This is a genomic window from Streptomyces sp. NPDC052225 (genome assembly GCF_040679615.1).
Taxonomy (GTDB): Bacteria; Actinomycetota; Actinomycetes; order Streptomycetales; family Streptomycetaceae; genus Streptomyces.
Map to the genome: position 1 here is coordinate 1 of NZ_JBFAVD010000042.1, position 16,109 is coordinate 16,109.

The window sequence follows — 16,109 nt, forward strand, 5'->3', positions numbered from 1 at the left end:
CTGGACGCCGGCCTGATCTGGATCGGCCCGCCCCCGCAGGCCATCCGCGACCTCGGTGACAAGGTCGCCGCCCGGCACATCGCGCAACGCGCCGGTGCTCCGCTCGTCGCCGGTACGCCGGATCCGGTGTCGGGTGCCGACGAGGTCGTCGCCTTCGCCGAGGAACACGGCCTGCCGATCGCGATCAAGGCCGCCTTCGGTGGCGGCGGCCGCGGCCTGAAGGTCGCCCGCACCCTGGACGAGGTGCCCGAGCTGTACGACTCGGCGGTGCGCGAGGCCGTCGCCGCGTTCGGCCGCGGCGAGTGCTTCGTGGAGCGCTACCTCGACAAGCCGCGCCACGTCGAGACCCAGTGCCTGGCCGACTCCCACGGCAACGTGGTGGTCGTGTCGACCCGTGACTGCTCGCTGCAGCGCCGCCACCAAAAGCTCGTCGAGGAGGCGCCCGCGCCGTTCCTGTCCGACGCGCAGGTCGAGGAGCTGTACGCGGCCTCGAAGGCGATCTTGAAGGAGGCCGGCTACGTCGGCGCCGGCACGGTCGAGTTCCTGGTCGGCGCCGACGGCACGATCTCCTTCCTGGAGGTCAACACGCGCCTCCAGGTCGAGCACCCGGTCACCGAGGAAGTCGCCGGGATCGACCTGGTCCGGGAGATGTTCCGGATCGCCGACGGTGAGGAACTCGGCTACGGCGACCCGCAGTTGCGCGGGCACTCCTTCGAGTTCCGTATCAACGGCGAGGACCCGGGGCGGGGCTTCCTGCCCGCGCCCGGCACCGTCACCAAGTTCGAGGCGCCCACCGGCCCCGGGGTGCGCCTGGACGCCGGTGTCGAGTCCGGGTCGGTCATCGGCCCGGCCTGGGACTCGCTGCTCGCGAAGCTGATCGTCACCGGCCGCACCCGTAAGGAGGCCCTGGAGCGGGCCGCCCGCGCGCTGGCGGAGTTCGACGTCGAGGGCATGGCGACCGCCATCCCCTTCCACCGCAAGGTCGTGACCGATCCGGCGTTCGCCCCGGAACTGACCGGCTCCGCCGAGCCGTTCACCATCTTCACCCGGTGGATCGAGACGGAGTTCGTCAACGACATCAAGCCGTTCGCGCCGGGTGGCGCGGACGCCGATGACGAGGACGGGGACCGCGAGACGATCGTCGTCGAGGTCGGCGGCAAGCGTCTTGAGGTCTCGCTGCCCGCCGGGATGGGCATGTCGTTGGCCCGCACCGGCCTGTCGGCGGGTGCCAAGCCCAAGCGCCGCGCGGCCAAGAAGTCCGGCCCCGCCGCCTCCGGCGACACCCTCGCCTCCCCGATGCAGGGCACCATCGTCAAGGTCGCCGTCGAGGAGGGCCAGGAGGTCAAGGAAGGCGACCTCGTCGTCGTCCTGGAAGCCATGAAGATGGAACAGCCCCTCAACGCGCACAAGTCCGGCACCATCAAGGGCCTGTCCGCCGAGGTCGGCGGCTCCCTCACCTCCGGCGCCGCCATCTGCGAGATCAAGGACTGACGCCGCTCGACCGGCATACAGGAAGGGCCCGTTGAACCGACACCGGTTCAGCGGGCCCTTTCCCGTTCCCCCTGGAAAGCTCAGGTCTGCGCGACGCGTGCCCAGCCGGTGCCGTTGCGGGCGATGGACAGGCCCACCGCGCCGAAGCCCACGGCCAGGGCGGCGAACCCGACGATGGCCAGCGCCTCCACGCCGCTGATCCATCCGGCGACGTTGAGGGGCATCGCCACGATCACCGCCCACGCGGCCCACACCGGGACGGCCCGGCTGCGCAGCAGCGCGACGCCCATCAGGATCGATCCGATGACGTGGCCGGCGACGAACCCGATGATGGCGACGTTCAGTTGGGGCAGCGACTCGATGCCCTTCTGGAGGGTGAGCAGGGCCGGTTGGTCGATCCCCTTGTCGAGACCCGCGAGGGTGACGGCGTCGGTGGACGGGGTGCCGTTGATGAGGAGGACGGCGCCGCCGAACAACAGCGTCGCGGCGAGGCCGAGTTTCGGCGAGCGGGCCATCGCGTAGACGCCGACGACGAGGACGGCTGCGGTGAGCACCAGCGAGGCGGCCAGCCAGATCCACAGGTCGGCCTTCATCTGCCCGGTGTGCTCGGCGATGCCCCGCACCATCCCCTTGTCGTCCGCGTCGAGCCCGTACGGCTCGAAGAGGAACGCCAGGATGAACAGGACGGGCCCCAGGAGCGCCACCACGGCCATGGTGGTGCGGGCGGGGCCCACCCGTCCGGCGGTGGCTCCGGAGCGGGCCGCTGGTACGTGCGCGGGCGACGGTGTGGCGGTCATGGCGTTCCCCCTGTGCCTTGATGCCCTCGGTGCCTTGAGGCCTTGGCTGCCACCAGTGAAGCCGCGCCCTCCCGCCCGGGCCATCCGTCAATTCTGAGGGGCGCCCGCGGCCCGCGCGCGGTGCGGGGCTCACTCCCCGAGCAGCCCCAACTCCCGTCCCGTGCGCAGTAGTGCGGCGGTGTGACCCGCCGCCAGCTTGCGGTGCAGGGATGCCACATAGCCTCGTACGGTCGTCAGGGAGATGCCCATCGCGCGGGCGGCCTCGGCCGGGGTGCGGCCCGCGTCGATGTGTTCCAGCGTGCGGTGCTCGCGCTCGGTGAGGCCGAGGCGCCGGGCGGCTGCGCGGCCCGGCGCCAGGTCGTGCAGGAGCACCAGGCGCGGCACGCCGGGCACCGCGCACGGCACGACCCGCACACGCGTGTGCGCCACCCGGAACGTGCCGGGGGCGGCAAGGCGCGGATCGTCGCGCACGAGCGGCAGCAGGGCCTCGGCGACGCTGTCCAGGGGCTGGAGGGAGCCGTCCTCCCCCGCGGCGACCGCACCGTGGCCGGGGCGTCCGACGGAGTCGAGCGCGGCGGCGGCCAGGGCGAGCATCCGCTGCCGCTCCAGGAGCAGCCGCTCGGCGGCGGCGATGCGCGGGTGGGCGTAGCCGAGCAGCTCGCGCTGGTGCTCGGTGAAGTCGCTGCCGCCGCGCACCAGGGCGTAGCCGACGACGCCGGCCGGCTCGCGGCTGCTGGCGACGAGGTGGCGGCGCATGCCGAAGGGGCGGAAGTCGAGGTTGTAGCAGTGGGTGCGCTGCCAGTCGAGGTCGGCCGCGACATCGCTGACCCGCCAGGCGCCGCCGGTCCCCGCGACGAGCATGGCCTCGGTCAGCGGGTGGTCCACGGGGTGCTCGTAGATCACGGTCGGGTCGGCGTGGAAGGACTCGGCGGGCAGCGCGAGCGCGCGCACGCCGGGGGCGTGCTCCGCGAACTGGTACCACTGGCCGCCGTCGGCGGGGATGAGGCGGACGAGTTCGCGCACCGCGAGCGCCCGCAACTCCTCGACGTCACCGGTCTGTTCGAGTTCCCGTACGAGCTGCCGCACACCCCGTACGTCGTCGGCGCTGATGTCCATCCCGCACTCCAGGACGTTCCCTGAGTCGACGCTACTGCGGTGGCCGTCCCTCCGCACCGGGCCGGTCGTACCATCAGGCATCCTTGAAGGCCCCGTGCATGCCCAGGGAGGCCCGATGACGTCCGGTACCGAGCAGGACCGTGCCCGTCCCATGCGTGCGGACGCGCGCCGCAACTACGAGCGGCTGCTCGTCCAGGCGCGCAAGGCGTTCGCCGAGCACGGCACCGGGGCGTCCCTGGAGGACGTGGCCCGGGCTGCCGGGGTCGGTATCGGGACGCTGTACCGGCACTTTCCGAACCGGTACGCGCTGATGAGCGCCGTCTTCGAGGACGCGGTCAGCGATCTGCTCGACCGGGCGCGGGCTCTCCTCGACGCTCCGCAGCCGTGTTCGGCGCTCGTGACGTGGCTGCGCGGGATCATCACCCACGCGAGCGAGTACCGCGGGCTTTCGCGGGCCCTCATGTCGGCGTCGCAGGACGCCAGTTCGGCGCTGTCGCGGTGCAGTGATCCGATGCGGGAGGCGGGGCAGGCGCTGCTGTCCCGGGCCCAGGAGTCGGGCGCGGTACGCCATGACGTGTCCATCTCGGACCTCCTGCAACTCACCAATGCGATCGCGCTGGCCGCTGAGGAGACGCCGTCGGACCCGGACCTGGCGGACCGCCTCCTGCGCCTCACGCTGCGGGGTATTACAGCCCCGTGAGGGGCGCGGGGAACTGCGCGACCAGCCACGACGGCGTTGTAGGTGCCGACGAAAGCTCCACCGGCAACGGTGCTGAGCCCTGGGGCTCTGCCCCAGACCCCGCTGCTCAATCGCCGCAGGGGCTTGAATGGCTCAACCGGCACCGGAAGGGCTCAAAAGCATGACTTACCGGCGCCGGAGATCCGCGACCCGGGCTGAACGTTCAGGACCAGCGTCCAGCGTCGCCGCGTTCCTCAACGGGTGGCCCCCGCCGGGGAGTTGGCTTCGGCGCTGGACCGGCAGGGGGACATCCCGGCGCTGCTGGCGCGCCGGGACGGAATCACCGCCCCCGGCCGAGGCCGAGCCCGGACCTGACCCCGCGACGGCGATCTGCACGCCCTGATCGGCCAGCGCCTGCAGTTCCGTGGCGGCGCGGTCGTCATGAGCCGGCGGCTCGTCGGTGACGAGACGCGTGATCACGTCCGTGGGCACGGTCTGGAACATGGTGTCCGTACCGAGCTTGGAGTGATCGGCCAGCACCACGACCTCGGCCGCGGCCTGCACAAGGGCACGGTCGACGGAGGCCGACAGCATGTTGGACGTGGAGAGCCCGCGCTCGGCCGTGAGACCGCTGCCGGACAGGAACGCCCGGGACACTCTCAGGCCTTGCAGGGACTGCTCCGCACCGCTGCCGACCAGTGCGTAGTTGGAGCCCCGCAGCGTGCCACCGGTCATGACGACCTCGACCCGGTTGGCATGGGCCAACGCCTGGGCGACGAGGAGCGAGTTGGTGACGACGGTCAGGCCCGGCACACGCGCGAGCCGGCGGGCCAGCTCCTGCGTGGTCGTCCCCGCGCCCACCACGATGGCCTCGCCCTCTTCGACGAGACCCGCGGCGAGATCGGCGATGGCCGTCTTCTCTGCGGTCGCGAGATGTGATTTCTGCGGAAAGCCGGACTCCCGCGTGAATCCGCCCGGCAATACCGCACCGCCGTGTCGGCGGTCGAGGAGTCCTTCTGCCTCCAGTGCGCGCACGTCCCGCCGTACGGTCACTTCGGAGGTCTGGACGACGCGGGCGAGCTCCCGGAGCGATACCGCTCCGTTGGCCCGCACCATTTCGAGGATCAATTGACGACGTTCTGCAGCGAACACGAAACTGACAGTAACCCCAACGACCGTCTGCTTTCAGCAGTTTGCGCCGAATTACAGGTTCTGTTCGCACAACAACCCTGGAAGTGGTATAGGCGCGACAGGGGTGCCTACCCGTCGCGCCTATGCCGCCCGCATGGGCCGCAACTCACCGTGACCTGCACGGAGTTGATCCCCGCAGGGAGGGATCAGCTCTCCTCGGCGACCTTCCGCGTGTGCAGCTGTCGGGCCACTTCGGCGATCGAGCCCGACAGCGAGGGGTACACGGTGAACGCGTTCGCGATCTGTTCCACCGTCAGATTGTTATCGACCGCGATCGAGATGGGGTGGATCAGTTCCGAAGCGCGCGGCGCGACGACCACACCGCCGACGACGATCCCGGTACCCGGACGGCAGAAGATCTTGACGAAGCCGTCCCGGATGCCCTGCATCTTCGCGCGCGGGTTGCGCAGCAGCGGCAGCTTGACGACGCGGGCGTCGAACTTGCCGGAGTCGACGTCCGCCTGCGAGACGCCGACGGTGGCGATCTCGGGGTCGGTGAAGACGTTCGACGACACCGTCTTCAGGTTGAGCGGCGCCACCGCGTCGCCCAGGAAGTGGTACATCGCGATGCGGCCCTGCATCGCCGCCACGGAGGCGAGGGCGAAGACCCCGGTCACGTCCCCGGCCGCGTACACGCCGGGAGCGGTCGTCCGGGAGACCTTGTCGGTCCAGATGTGCCCGGACTCCTTCACCTTGACGCCGGCACCCTCCAGGCCGAGGCCCTCGCTGTTGGGGATCGCGCCGACCGCCATCAGGCAGTGGGTGCCGGAGATGACCCGGCCGTCGTTCAGGGTGACCTCGACACGGTCGCCGACGCGCTTGGCGGAGGCGGCGCGCGAGCGGGCCATGACGTTCATGCCGCGGCGCCGGAAGACGTCCTCCAGGACGGCAGCCGCGTCCGGGTCCTCGCCGGGCAGCACGCGGTCGCGGGACGAGACGAGGGTGACCTTGGAGCCGAGGGCCTGGTAGGCGCCCGCGAACTCGGCGCCCGTGACACCGGAGCCGACCACGATGAGCTCCTCGGGGAGCTCCTCCATGTCGTAGACCTGCGTCCAGTTGAAGATGCGCTCGCCGTCGGGCTGCGCGTCGGGGACCTCGCGCGGGTGGCCGCCGGTCGCGAGCAGCACGGCGTCGGCGACGAGGGTCTCCTCGCTGCCGTCGGCGGCGGTGACGATCACCTTGCGGGAGCCGTCGAGGTCCTGCTGTCCGTCGAGCCGGCCGCGGCCGCGCAGCACGCGGGCGCCCGCGCGGGTGACGGAGGCGGTGATGTCGTGGGACTGGGCGAGCGCGAGGCGCTTCACACGGCGGTTGACCTTGCCGAGGTCGACGCCGACCACGCGGGCCGGGGAGTCCGGGTCCGGGGTGTCGTCCTCGACGATGATGCCGAGCTCCTCGTACGAGGAGTCGAAGGTGGTCATCACCTCGGCCGTGGCGATCAGGGTCTTCGACGGCACGCAGTCGGTGAGCACCGACGCCCCGCCCAGACCGTCGCAGTCGACGACGGTCACCTCCGCGCCGAGCGAAGCGGCCACCAGTGCCGCCTCGTATCCGCCAGGTCCGCCACCGATGATCACGATCCGAGTCACATGCCCCATTGTCCCGCACGCTTCAAGCCCGCACCGAGCCGGGGCCCCCGTCCGGGTGCCGTCCGCGCGTATCCCCTCTTAAGAGGGCTGGTTCGGTTACCGAGGAGACGGGTGAGCCGTCTGACGTACCCTCGGTCTCATGTCGCTCTACGCCGCGTACGCCGGCAATCTCGACCCGCGGCTCATGACGCGCCGCGCTCCGCACTCGCCGCTGCGCGCGACGGGCTGGCTGAACGGCTGGCGGCTGACGTTCGGGGGCGAGCACATGGGCTGGGAAGGCGCGCTCGCCACCGTCGTGGAGGCGCCCCGGTCGCAGGTCTTCGTCGCGCTCTTCGACATCGCCCCGATGGACGAGGAGTCGATGGACCGCTGGGAGGGTGTCGGGCTCGACATCTACCGGCGGATGCGGGTGCGGGTCGACACCCTTGAGGGCGAGGAGCCCGCCTGGGTCTACGTACTGAACGGGTACGAGGGGGGCCTCCCCTCGGCGCGGTACCTCGGCGAGATCGCCGACGCAGCGGAATCGGCGGGCGCCCCGCACGACTACGTGATGGAGCTCCGCAAGCGCCCGTGCTGATGTGACCGGGGTGCTTTGTCGTCGGGTGCGGGTCCGGTGGGGGCTGGTCGCGCCCCGCGGCGGAGCCGCTAATGACACAGCCCCGCGCCCCTGAAATGCCGACGCTTCGCGTCGCATTTCCCCGATCAAGGCTGAGGCCATCGGGGAGATGCCGCACCGAAGGTGCGCATCTCAGGGGCGCGGGGAACTGCGCGACCAGCCCCCCACCCACCCGCACCCGCCCACGACGGCCCCGCCCCACGGCGCTGAATTCCCGCCCCCAGCGGAGCGCATTCGTCGGAAACGACAAGACAACGATCCCAATCCCGTGAGCCTTGTCATCTACGCGCGTAGGACTTGACCGGCTACCCTCAACCGCGTGAACGCATCTGTGACTCCGGACCACCTCCAGGGCGACCCCTACGCCGCCGCCGACGCCGCCGCCGCCCGCCTGCGCGAGCTCACCGGCGCCGAGACCCACGACGTCGCCCTCGTGATGGGCTCCGGCTGGGCGCCCGCCGCCGAGGCGCTGGGCGCGCCCGCCGCCGAGTTCCCCTTCACCGAGCTGCCCGGTTTCACCGGCGCGGCGGTGGCGGGCCACGGCGGCAAGGTGCGCTCGTACCAGGTCGGCGAGAAGCGCGCCCTGGTCTTCCTGGGCCGCACCCACTACTACGAGGGCCGCGGCGTCGCCTCGGTCGCGCACGGCGTGCGCACGGCCGCCGCGGCGGGCTGCAAGACCATCGTGCTGACCAACGGCTGCGGCGGTCTGCGCCAGGGCATGCGCCCGGGCCAGCCGGTCCTCATCTCGGACCACATCAACCTGACGGCGACGTCGCCGATCGTCGGCGCGAACTTCGTCGACCTCACGGACCTGTACTCGCCGCGCCTGCGCCAGCTGTGCCAGGAGATCGACCCGACGCTGGAAGAGGGCGTGTACGCCCAGTTCCCCGGCCCGCACTACGAGACCCCGGCCGAGGTCCGCATGGCGGGCATCCTCGGCGCCGACCTGGTCGGCATGTCCACCACGCTGGAGGCCATCGCGGCCCGTGAGGCGGGCGCCGAGGTCCTGGGTATCTCCCTGGTGACGAACCTGGCCGCGGGCCTGTCCGGCGAGCCGCTCAACCACGAGGAAGTCCTCCAGGCCGGCCGCGACTCCGCCGTCCGCATGGGCGAGCTCCTGACCCAGGTCCTCGCCAAGATCTGATCCCCGTACGACTCCCCGTACGACTCTCCGTACGCGACTGACGTCCGAAGGAATGCGAACCGTGACCGTATCTGGCAGCGAACTGCTCGACCGGGCCAAGACCTGGCTGGCGGAGGACCCCGACGCCGAGACCCGTGAGGAGCTGGCCAAGCTCATCGAGGCCGGCGATCTGGAGGCCATCGGCGAGCGTTTCTCGGGAACGCTGCAGTTCGGCACGGCGGGTCTGCGCGGTGAGCTGGGCGCGGGCCCCATGCGGATGAACCGCGCGGTGGTCATCCGCGCGGCCGCGGGCCTGGCCGCGTACCTGAAGGCCAAGGGGCAGACGGACGGCGTGGTCGTGATCGGCTACGACGCGCGCCACAAGTCGGCGGACTTCGCGCGGGACACGGCTGCGGTCATGGTGGGTGCCGGGCTGCGCGCCGCGGTGCTCCCCCGCCCGCTGCCCACGCCCGTCCTCGCCTTCGCCATACGGCACCTGGGCGCGGTGGCGGGTGTGGAGGTCACGGCCTCGCACAACCCTCCCCGCGACAACGGCTACAAGGTGTACCTCGGCGACGGCTCGCAGATCGTGCCGCCCGCGGACGCGGAGATCGCCGCCGAGATCGACGCGGTGGTCTCGCTGAACGACGTACCGCGTCCTGACAGCGGCTGGGAGACCCTCGGTGACGAGGTTCTGGAGGCCTACCTGGCGCGTACGGACGCGGTCCTGGCCCCCGGGTCCGCCCGCACCGCACGCACCGTCTACACGGCGATGCACGGCGTCGGCAAGGAGACCCTGCTCGCCGCGTTCGCCCGCGCGGGCTTCCCCGCGCCGGTGCTGGTCGCCGAGCAGGCCGAGCCCGACCCGGACTTCCCGACGGTCGCCTTCCCGAACCCGGAGGAGCCGGGCGCGATGGACCTGTCGTTCGCGACCGCCCGCGCGCTGCCCGAGGCCCCCGACCTGATCATCGCCAACGACCCGGACGCGGACCGCTGCGCCGTGGCCGTCGCGGACGGCGGCGACTGGCGCATGCTGCGCGGCGACGAGGTCGGCGCGCTGCTCGCCGCCCACCTGGTCAAGCGCGGTGTCACCGGCGTGCTCGCCGAGTCGATCGTGTCGTCGTCGCTGCTCGGCCGGATCGCCGAGGCCGCGTCGCTCCCGTACGAGGAGACGCTGACCGGCTTCAAGTGGATCGCCCGCGTCGAGGGCCTGCGCTACGGCTACGAGGAGGCGCTCGGCTACTGCGTCGACCCCGAGGGCGTGCGCGACAAGGACGGCATCACGGCCGCGCTGCTCGTCACCGAGCTGGCGAGCGAGCTGAAGGAGCGGGGGCGCACGCTCCTGGACGCGCTCGACGACCTGGCCCTCGCGCACGGTCTGCACGCCACGGACCAGCTGAGCGTGCGCGTCGAGGACCTGACGGTCATCGCGGACGCCATGCGCCGGCTGCGCGAGCAGCCCCCGGCGCGGCTCGCGGGCCTGGCCGTGACGAAGGCCGAGGACCTGACGGAGGGTGCGAACGGGCTGCCCCCGACGGACGGCCTGCGCTACACCCTGGACGGCGCGCGCGTCATCGTCCGCCCGTCCGGCACGGAGCCCAAGCTGAAGTGCTACCTGGAGGTCGTCGTGTCGGTCGCGGACCGCGCGGGGCTTCCGGCGGCGCGCGAGGCGGCGGCGGAGCGGCTTGCGGAGATCAAGCGGGACCTGTCGGCGGCCGCCGGGATCTGAGGCGCGGCTCCGCGTCACCGGAGGCCCTCCGGGGCACTCCAACGGGTGATTTCTGCGGGTCAGTTGACGCAAGGCGGGGCGACAAGGGCGGGGCGCGACGGGAACGTTGCCCCCGCCCTTGTCGCTTCCCCGACTCCGTCCTGACTCCGTCACCCAACAGACTCCCAGGAGCCGCCGACGTGCCCCCGACCGCCACCGAGGCCCCTCTCCTCCCCCCGGCCCGGCGCAGCCGCCCCACCACGTCGCTCACGTTCGACGGGATCCGCTCCCGCGCCGCCCGCTCCCTGCGCCAGGCCGCCCCCGCGCTGCTCGCGTACACGGCGGTCCGCGTCTTCGCGCTGCTCGTGCTCGGCGTGTGGGCGCACAAGGAGGGCCACGGCATCTGGCCGACGCTCGCCGCCGACTGGGACTCGAAGTGGTACCTGGGCATCGCCGACCACGGCTACGCACGGGAGCTCGGCACCGAGTACGACGCCAACAACCTGGCGTTCTTCCCGCTGTACCCGTACCTCGTGAAGGGCTTCGCGGTCGTGACGCCGGGCTCGCGCGCGAGCGTCGGCCTCGTCCTCGCGGTGGTCTGCTCGTTCCCGGCCGCGTGGGGCGTCTTCGCGGTCGGCAACCGGCTGTACGGCCGCCGCGTCGGCACCCTGCTGACCTTCCTGTGGGCATGCCTGCCGGTCGGCCTGGTCGAGTGGATGGGCTACACCGAGTCGCTGTTCACCGCGTTCGCGGCGTGGTCCCTCTACGCGGTCCTCACCGGACGGTGGCTGTGGGCCGGATCCCTCGCCGCGCTCTCCGGCCTGACCCGGCCCACCGGCATCGCGCTCGCCGCCGCGGTGAGCCTGTGCGGACTCCTCGCCCTGCGCCGCCACTTCTCCTGGCGGGTCCTCACGGGCGCACTGATCGCCCCGCTGGGCTGGCTCGCGTACGTGGGATGGGTCGGGCTGCGGCTCGGCCGCTGGGACGGCTACTTCGCCGTGCAGAAGCTCTGGCACAACGAGCTGGACGGCGGCGTCGAGACGCTGCGCCGGATGCGGGAGTTCCTCGCGTACGACTCGACGCCCGAACTCTTCCTGGTGATCGTGACGGCCACGCTGCTCGCGTCGGTGGTGCTGTTCGCGCTGTCGGTCTGGGACCGTCAGCCGCTGCCCCTGCTGATCTTCACCGGCGTGCTGCTCGCGATCGTGCTCGGCAGCGGCGGCGTCTACTTCTCCCGGGCCCGCTTCCTGCTGCCCGCGTTCCCGCTGCTGCTGCCTCTGGCGCTGGTGATGGCACGGGCGTCGCGGCGGTTCCTGGTGCTCGGGGTGACCGGCGCGGTGCTGTGCGGGGCGTACTGCGGCGCGTACATGGTGCTCGTATGGCCGAGCGCGCCTTAGCCGTTATCCGAGGGCGGCGACGATCACGAGCAGGACCGCGCCCGCGATCGCCGGGGCGATGATCTCGTACGCCCAGCGCACGGTCGGCTCGCCCTGCGACGTGGTGGCCCGCGCGCGGGCCTCGCACAGCTCCCGCAGCTCGTTCATGGCCTGGTCGGCGGAGGGGCGGGGCGCCGGCGGCTCCGGGGTGGCCGAGGGATTGCGGGCCGCCTTGGTCTCGGCGCGCATCTGGCTGCGCTGCGCCTTGCGGCGGGCGCGCAGGGAGACCGGGATCGACCAGAGCTGGTACTTGGCGCCCTGCTGGTCGAGCACCTCGTTCGAGTAGCTGGAGCGGAAGCCTCCGACGGCGGCCCACGGGAGCGTGATCACGCGGAACGGGTTGCGGATGCGGAGGCGGTCGTCGTTGCCGTAGACGGCGGGGCGGATGGTGAACGCGATCACCAGCGGCACGGCGAACAGCAGCCCCGCGAGGGCCAGCCACGGGGTGCGGCCGTCGCCGCTCACCACCGCGTCGAACCCGAGCCAGGCGCCGATGACGAGCAGCACGACGCCTCCGGCGATGCCGGCGGGTGACCGGTAGATGCGGTCCGGGGACGTGGTTTTGCTCTCCATGCCCCCGATTCTGCCTGACGCTGCGCTGAGCTGGAGCAGTCGGGCCCGGACGCCGGCCCCCTCCCACCTCCGCGCCCCCGCATCGGCCCCATCAAGCCCTCCGGCGCCTGCGCAGCGGACCTGGGCCAATCAAGCCCTCCGGCGCCTGCGCAGCGGGCCTGGGCAAATCAAGCCCCTGCGGCGATTGAGCAGCGGGGTCCGGGGCAGAGCCCCGGGCCTCAGCGCCGTTGCCGGGTGCCCTTTCGTCGGCGGGTGCCACTCCGTCGTGGCTGGTCGCGCAGTTCCCCGCGCCCCTGGCGGGGCGATTGAGCCGCGGGGTCTGGGCGGAGCCCCCAGGCCTCAGCGCCGTTGCCGGGTGCCCTTCGTCGGCGGGTGGCACGCCGTCGTGGCTGAGCGCGCAGTTCCCCGCGCCCCTGGCGGGGCCGGCCGCAAGCCCCGCACATAGCGGAGCGCCCCTGTACAGCCGCTACGCGCGTAGATATGCTCCCCTCGTGACCATGCCCACTGCACCCGCAACCGCCAAAGAACACGCGCTGGCCGACGCCACCGCCTCCGAGGCCACTCTGCGCCGATTCCTCCAGGGACTGCCTGGCGTCGACGCGGTGGGCCTGGAGGCGCGGGCCGCTGCCCTGGGGACCCGTTCCATCAAGGCCGCGGCGAAGGCGTACGCCATCGACCTCGCCATCTCGATGATCGACCTGACGACCCTTGAGGGCGCCGACACCCCGGGCAAGGTCCGGGCCCTCGGCGCGAAGGCCGTCAACCCGGACCCGACGGACCGCTCGACCCCGCGCACCGCGGCCGTCTGCGTCTACCCCGACATGGTGGCCACCGCGAAGGCCGCCGTCGCCGGCACCGACGTGAAGGTCGCCTCCGTCGCCACCGCCTTCCCGGCGGGCCGCGCCGCGCTCGACGTGAAGCTGGCCGACGTGCAGGACGCCGTCGAGGCAGGGGCCGACGAGATCGACATGGTCATCGACCGCGGCGCCTTCCTCGCCGGCCACTACATGAAGGTCTACGAGGAGATCCGCGCCGTGAAGGAGGCCTCCGGGTCCGCCCGGCTCAAGGTCATCTTCGAGACCGGCGAGCTGTCGACGTACGACAACATCCGGCGCGCGAGCTGGATCGGCATGCTGGCCGGGGCGGACTTCATCAAGACGTCGACGGGCAAGGTCGGGGTGAACGCCACTCCCGCCAATACCCTCCTCATGCTGGAGGCCGTGCGCGACTTCCGCGCCGCCACCGGCATCCAGATCGGCGTGAAGCCCGCCGGCGGCATCCGTACCTCGAAGGACGCCGTGAAGTTCCTCGTGCTCGTGAACGAGACGGCGGGCGAGGACTGGCTCGACAACCACTGGTTCCGGTTCGGCGCCTCCAGCCTCCTGAACGACCTGCTGATGCAGCGTCAGAAGCTGGCCACCGGACGCTACTCCGGTCCCGACTACGTGACGGTGGACTGATCACCCATGGCAAACGCATTTGAGTACGCGCCCGCGCCCGAGTCGCGGTCCGTCGTCGACATCGCACCCTCGTACGGGCTCTTCATCGACGGCGAGTTCACCGAGGCCGCCGACGGCAAGGTCTTCAAGACCGTCTCGCCGTCGACCGAGGAGGTCCTCTCCGAGGTCGCGCAGGCCGGCGAGGCCGACGTGGAGCGTGCCGTGAAGGCCGCCCGCAAGGCGTTCGAGAAGTGGAGCGCCCTGCCGGGCGCCGAGCGCGGCAAGTACCTGTTCCGCATCGCGCGCATCATCCAGGAGCGCGGCCGCGAGCTGGCCGTCCTGGAGACGCTCGACAACGGCAAGCCGATCAAGGAGACCCGCGACGCGGACCTCCCCCTGGTCGCCGCGCACTTCTTCTACTACGCGGGCTGGGCCGACAAGCTCGACCACGCGGGCTTCGGCCCGAACCCGGCGCCGCTCGGCGTCGCCGGCCAGGTCATCCCGTGGAACTTCCCGCTGCTCATGCTGGCGTGGAAGATCGCCCCGGCGCTCGCCACGGGCAACACGGTGGTCCTCAAGCCCGCCGAGACGACCCCGCTGTCCGCGCTCTTCTTCGCCGACATCTGCCGCCAGGCGGGCTTGCCGAAGGGCGTCGTCAACATCCTTCCGGGATACGGCGACGCGGGCGCCGCGCTCGTCGCGCACCCGGACGTGAACAAGGTCGCGTTCACCGGCTCCACCGCCGTCGGCAAGCAGATCGCCCGTACCGTCGCCGGTACGGACAAGAAGCTGACCCTGGAGCTCGGCGGCAAGGGCGCCAACATCGTCTTCGACGACGCCCCGATCGACCAGGCCGTCGAGGGCATCGTCACGGGCATCTTCTTCAACCAGGGCCAGGTCTGCTGCGCGGGTTCACGCCTGCTCGTCCAGGAGTCCGTGCAGGACGAGGTGCTCGACGCGCTCAAGCGGCGCCTGTCGACCCTGCGCCTCGGCGACCCGCTCGACAAGAACACCGACATCGGCGCGATCAACTCCGCGGAGCAGCTCGCCCGGATCACCGCGCTCGCCGAGACCGGTGAGGCGGAGGGCGCGGAGCGCTGGTCCGCGCCGTGCGAACTCCCGTCGTCCGGCTACTGGTTCGCGCCGACGCTCTTCACGAACGTCACGCAGGCGCACACCGTCGCCCGCGACGAGATCTTCGGCCCGGTCCTGTCGGTCCTGACGTTCCGTACGCCGGAAGAGGCCGTCGCCAAGGCGAACAACACGCAGTACGGGCTCTCGGCCGGCATCTGGACCGAGAAGGGGTCGCGGATCCTCGCTGTCGCCAACAAGCTGCGCGCGGGTGTCGTCTGGGCCAACACGTTCAACAAGTTCGACCCGACCTCGCCCTTCGGCGGCTACAAGGAGTCGGGCTTCGGCCGCGAGGGCGGCCGTCACGGCCTGGAGGGGTACCTCAGTGTCTGACCGTTTGAGTGTCCTCAAGACCTACAAGCTGTACGTGGGCGGGAAGTTCCCGCGTTCCGAGAGCGGCCGGGTGTACGAAGTGACCTCCAGCAAGGGTGAGTGGCTCGCCAACGCCCCTCTCTCCTCCCGCAAGGACGGCCGCGACGCCGTCGTCGCCGCGCGCAAGGCGTTCGGCGGCTGGTCGGGCGCGACCGCGTACAACCGCGGCCAGGTCCTCTACCGCGTCGCCGAGATGCTGGAGGGCCGCCGCGAGCAGTTCGTGCGCGAGGTGTCCGAGGCGGAGGGCATCGGCAAGTCGAAGGCGGCGGCCGTCGTCGACGCGGCCGTCGACCGCTGGGTCTGGTACGCGGGCTGGACCGACAAGATCGGGCAGGTCGTGGGCGGGGCGAACCCGGTCGCGGGCCCGTTCTTCAACCTCTCCACGCCGGAGCCGACGGGCGTCGTCACCGTCCTCGCGCCGCAGGAGTCGTCCTTCCTGGGCCTGGTCTCCGTGATCGCGCCGGTCATCGCCACCGGCAGCACGGTCGTCGTGATCGCGTCGGAGAAGGCCCCGCTGCCCGCGCTCTCGCTCGGCGAGGTGCTCGCCACGTCGGACGTGCCCGGCGGCGTCGTCAACATCCTGTCCGGCAAGGCCGCGGAGATCGCGCCGTCGCTCGCCGCGCACCAGGACGTCAACGGCATCGACCTGACCGGCGCCGGCGCGGAGCTCGCGAAGGAGCTGGAGATCGCGGCGGCGGACAACCTGAAGCGGGTGCGTCGTCCCCAGCCTGTGGAGGACTTCACGGCGGACCCGGGCACGGACCGCCTGACGTACTTCCTGGAGACCAAGACGGTCTGGCACCCGACGGGTTCGCTGGGCGCGTCCGGGTCCTCGTACTAGCGGCCCCTCC

At 71.8% G+C, this 16,109-nt stretch carries 14 protein-coding genes; 9 read left to right on the forward strand and 5 right to left on the reverse strand.

Annotation, left to right across the window (positions count from 1 at the left end; translation table 11 throughout):
• Nucleotides 1-1,491, forward strand: a 1,491-nt coding sequence (locus AB0L37_RS36000; RefSeq protein ID WP_365515525.1) for a biotin/lipoyl-containing protein, incomplete at its 5' end; no start/stop codon positions are given.
• 80 nt (nt 1,492-1,571) lie between these two features.
• On the opposite strand, the gene AB0L37_RS36005 is transcribed toward AB0L37_RS36000, so the two are convergent.
• Together AB0L37_RS36005 and AB0L37_RS36010 are read right to left on the reverse strand one after the other, a co-directional pair.
• On the reverse strand, nt 1,572-2,288 hold the full coding sequence (locus AB0L37_RS36005) for a hypothetical protein (RefSeq protein ID WP_365515528.1): 717 nt from the start codon (nt 2,286-2,288) through the stop codon (nt 1,572-1,574).
• A 129-nt stretch (nt 2,289-2,417) separates the two neighbouring features.
• On the reverse strand, nt 2,418-3,404 hold the full coding sequence (locus AB0L37_RS36010) for a helix-turn-helix transcriptional regulator (RefSeq protein WP_365515530.1): 987 nt from the start codon (nt 3,402-3,404) through the stop codon (nt 2,418-2,420).
• A 115-nt stretch (nt 3,405-3,519) separates the two neighbouring features.
• Between AB0L37_RS36010 and AB0L37_RS36015 the strand changes: the two genes are divergently transcribed.
• Complete coding sequence (locus tag AB0L37_RS36015) at nt 3,520-4,104, forward strand: TetR/AcrR family transcriptional regulator (protein ID WP_365515533.1); 585 nt, start codon at nt 3,520-3,522, stop codon at nt 4,102-4,104.
• Nucleotides 4,105-4,269: 165 nt separating this feature from the next.
• On the opposite strand, the gene AB0L37_RS36020 is transcribed toward AB0L37_RS36015, so the two are convergent.
• Entirely contained in the window at nt 4,270-5,235 is a 966-nt protein-coding gene (locus AB0L37_RS36020; RefSeq protein ID WP_365515536.1) for a DeoR/GlpR family DNA-binding transcription regulator, read from the reverse strand.
• Nucleotides 5,236-5,420: 185 nt separating this feature from the next.
• A complete protein-coding gene (locus AB0L37_RS36025) occupies nt 5,421-6,869 on the reverse strand; it encodes an NAD(P)H-quinone dehydrogenase (protein WP_365515539.1) in 1,449 nt (482 codons plus the stop codon).
• 130 nt (nt 6,870-6,999) lie between these two features.
• On the opposite strand from AB0L37_RS36025, the gene AB0L37_RS36030 reads away from it, so the two are divergent.
• The 4 genes from AB0L37_RS36030 (at nt 7,000) to AB0L37_RS36045 (ending at nt 11,704) form a co-directional block, all read left to right on the forward strand.
• Complete coding sequence (locus tag AB0L37_RS36030) at nt 7,000-7,437, forward strand: gamma-glutamylcyclotransferase (protein ID WP_338699876.1); 438 nt, start codon at nt 7,000-7,002, stop codon at nt 7,435-7,437.
• 358 nt (nt 7,438-7,795) lie between these two features.
• Nucleotides 7,796-8,620, forward strand: a complete 825-nt coding sequence (locus AB0L37_RS36035; RefSeq protein ID WP_365515542.1) for a purine-nucleoside phosphorylase — start codon at nt 7,796-7,798, stop codon at nt 8,618-8,620.
• A gap of 52 nt (nt 8,621-8,672) precedes the next feature.
• A complete protein-coding gene (locus AB0L37_RS36040; protein WP_365515545.1) occupies nt 8,673-10,328 on the forward strand; it encodes a phospho-sugar mutase in 1,656 nt (551 codons plus the stop codon).
• 179 nt (nt 10,329-10,507) lie between these two features.
• Entirely contained in the window at nt 10,508-11,704 is a 1,197-nt protein-coding gene (locus AB0L37_RS36045) for a hypothetical protein (protein ID WP_365515548.1), read from the forward strand.
• 3 nt (nt 11,705-11,707) lie between these two features.
• On the opposite strand, the gene AB0L37_RS36050 is transcribed toward AB0L37_RS36045, so the two are convergent.
• Nucleotides 11,708-12,316: a PH domain-containing protein gene (locus AB0L37_RS36050; RefSeq protein WP_365515551.1), complete on the reverse strand. Its 609-nt coding sequence runs from the start codon at nt 12,314-12,316 to the stop codon at nt 11,708-11,710.
• Between the two features lie 497 nt (nt 12,317-12,813).
• Between AB0L37_RS36050 and deoC the strand changes: the two genes are divergently transcribed.
• Genes deoC through AB0L37_RS36065 form a run of 3 tightly spaced genes read left to right on the forward strand, consistent with a single transcriptional unit; the run spans nt 12,814 to nt 16,099 of the window.
• Entirely contained in the window at nt 12,814-13,776 is a 963-nt protein-coding gene (gene deoC / locus AB0L37_RS36055; protein ID WP_365515656.1) for a deoxyribose-phosphate aldolase, read from the forward strand.
• A 6-nt stretch (nt 13,777-13,782) separates the two neighbouring features.
• Nucleotides 13,783-15,219, forward strand: coding sequence for an aldehyde dehydrogenase family protein (locus tag AB0L37_RS36060; protein WP_365515554.1), 1,437 nt, complete (start codon nt 13,783-13,785; stop codon nt 15,217-15,219).
• On the forward strand, nt 15,212-16,099 hold the full coding sequence (locus AB0L37_RS36065; protein ID WP_365515557.1) for an aldehyde dehydrogenase family protein: 888 nt from the start codon (nt 15,212-15,214) through the stop codon (nt 16,097-16,099). The genes AB0L37_RS36060 and AB0L37_RS36065 overlap by 8 nt, the downstream gene beginning before the upstream one ends.
• Nucleotides 16,100-16,109 lie beyond the last annotated feature (10 nt).

Excerpts from the sequence above, each read along its gene's own strand:
- AB0L37_RS36040 (WP_365515545.1), top strand. The coding sequence starts at position 8,673 with ATGCGAACCGTGACCGTATCTGGCAGCGAACTGCTCGACCGGGCCAAG.
- AB0L37_RS36060 (WP_365515554.1), top strand. The coding sequence starts at position 13,783 with ATGGCAAACGCATTTGAGTACGCGCCCGCGCCCGAGTCGCGGTCCGTC.
- AB0L37_RS36050 (WP_365515551.1), bottom strand. The coding sequence starts at position 12,316 with ATGGAGAGCAAAACCACGTCCCCGGACCGCATCTACCGGTCACCCGCC.
- AB0L37_RS36015 (WP_365515533.1), top strand. The coding sequence starts at position 3,520 with ATGACGTCCGGTACCGAGCAGGACCGTGCCCGTCCCATGCGTGCGGAC.
- AB0L37_RS36025 (WP_365515539.1), bottom strand. The coding sequence starts at position 6,869 with ATGGGGCATGTGACTCGGATCGTGATCATCGGTGGCGGACCTGGCGGA.
- AB0L37_RS36030 (WP_338699876.1), top strand. The coding sequence starts at position 7,000 with ATGTCGCTCTACGCCGCGTACGCCGGCAATCTCGACCCGCGGCTCATG.
- AB0L37_RS36005 (WP_365515528.1), bottom strand. The coding sequence starts at position 2,288 with ATGACCGCCACACCGTCGCCCGCGCACGTACCAGCGGCCCGCTCCGGA.
- deoC (WP_365515656.1), top strand. The coding sequence starts at position 12,814 with ATGCCCACTGCACCCGCAACCGCCAAAGAACACGCGCTGGCCGACGCC.
- AB0L37_RS36010 (WP_365515530.1), bottom strand. The coding sequence starts at position 3,404 with ATGGACATCAGCGCCGACGACGTACGGGGTGTGCGGCAGCTCGTACGG.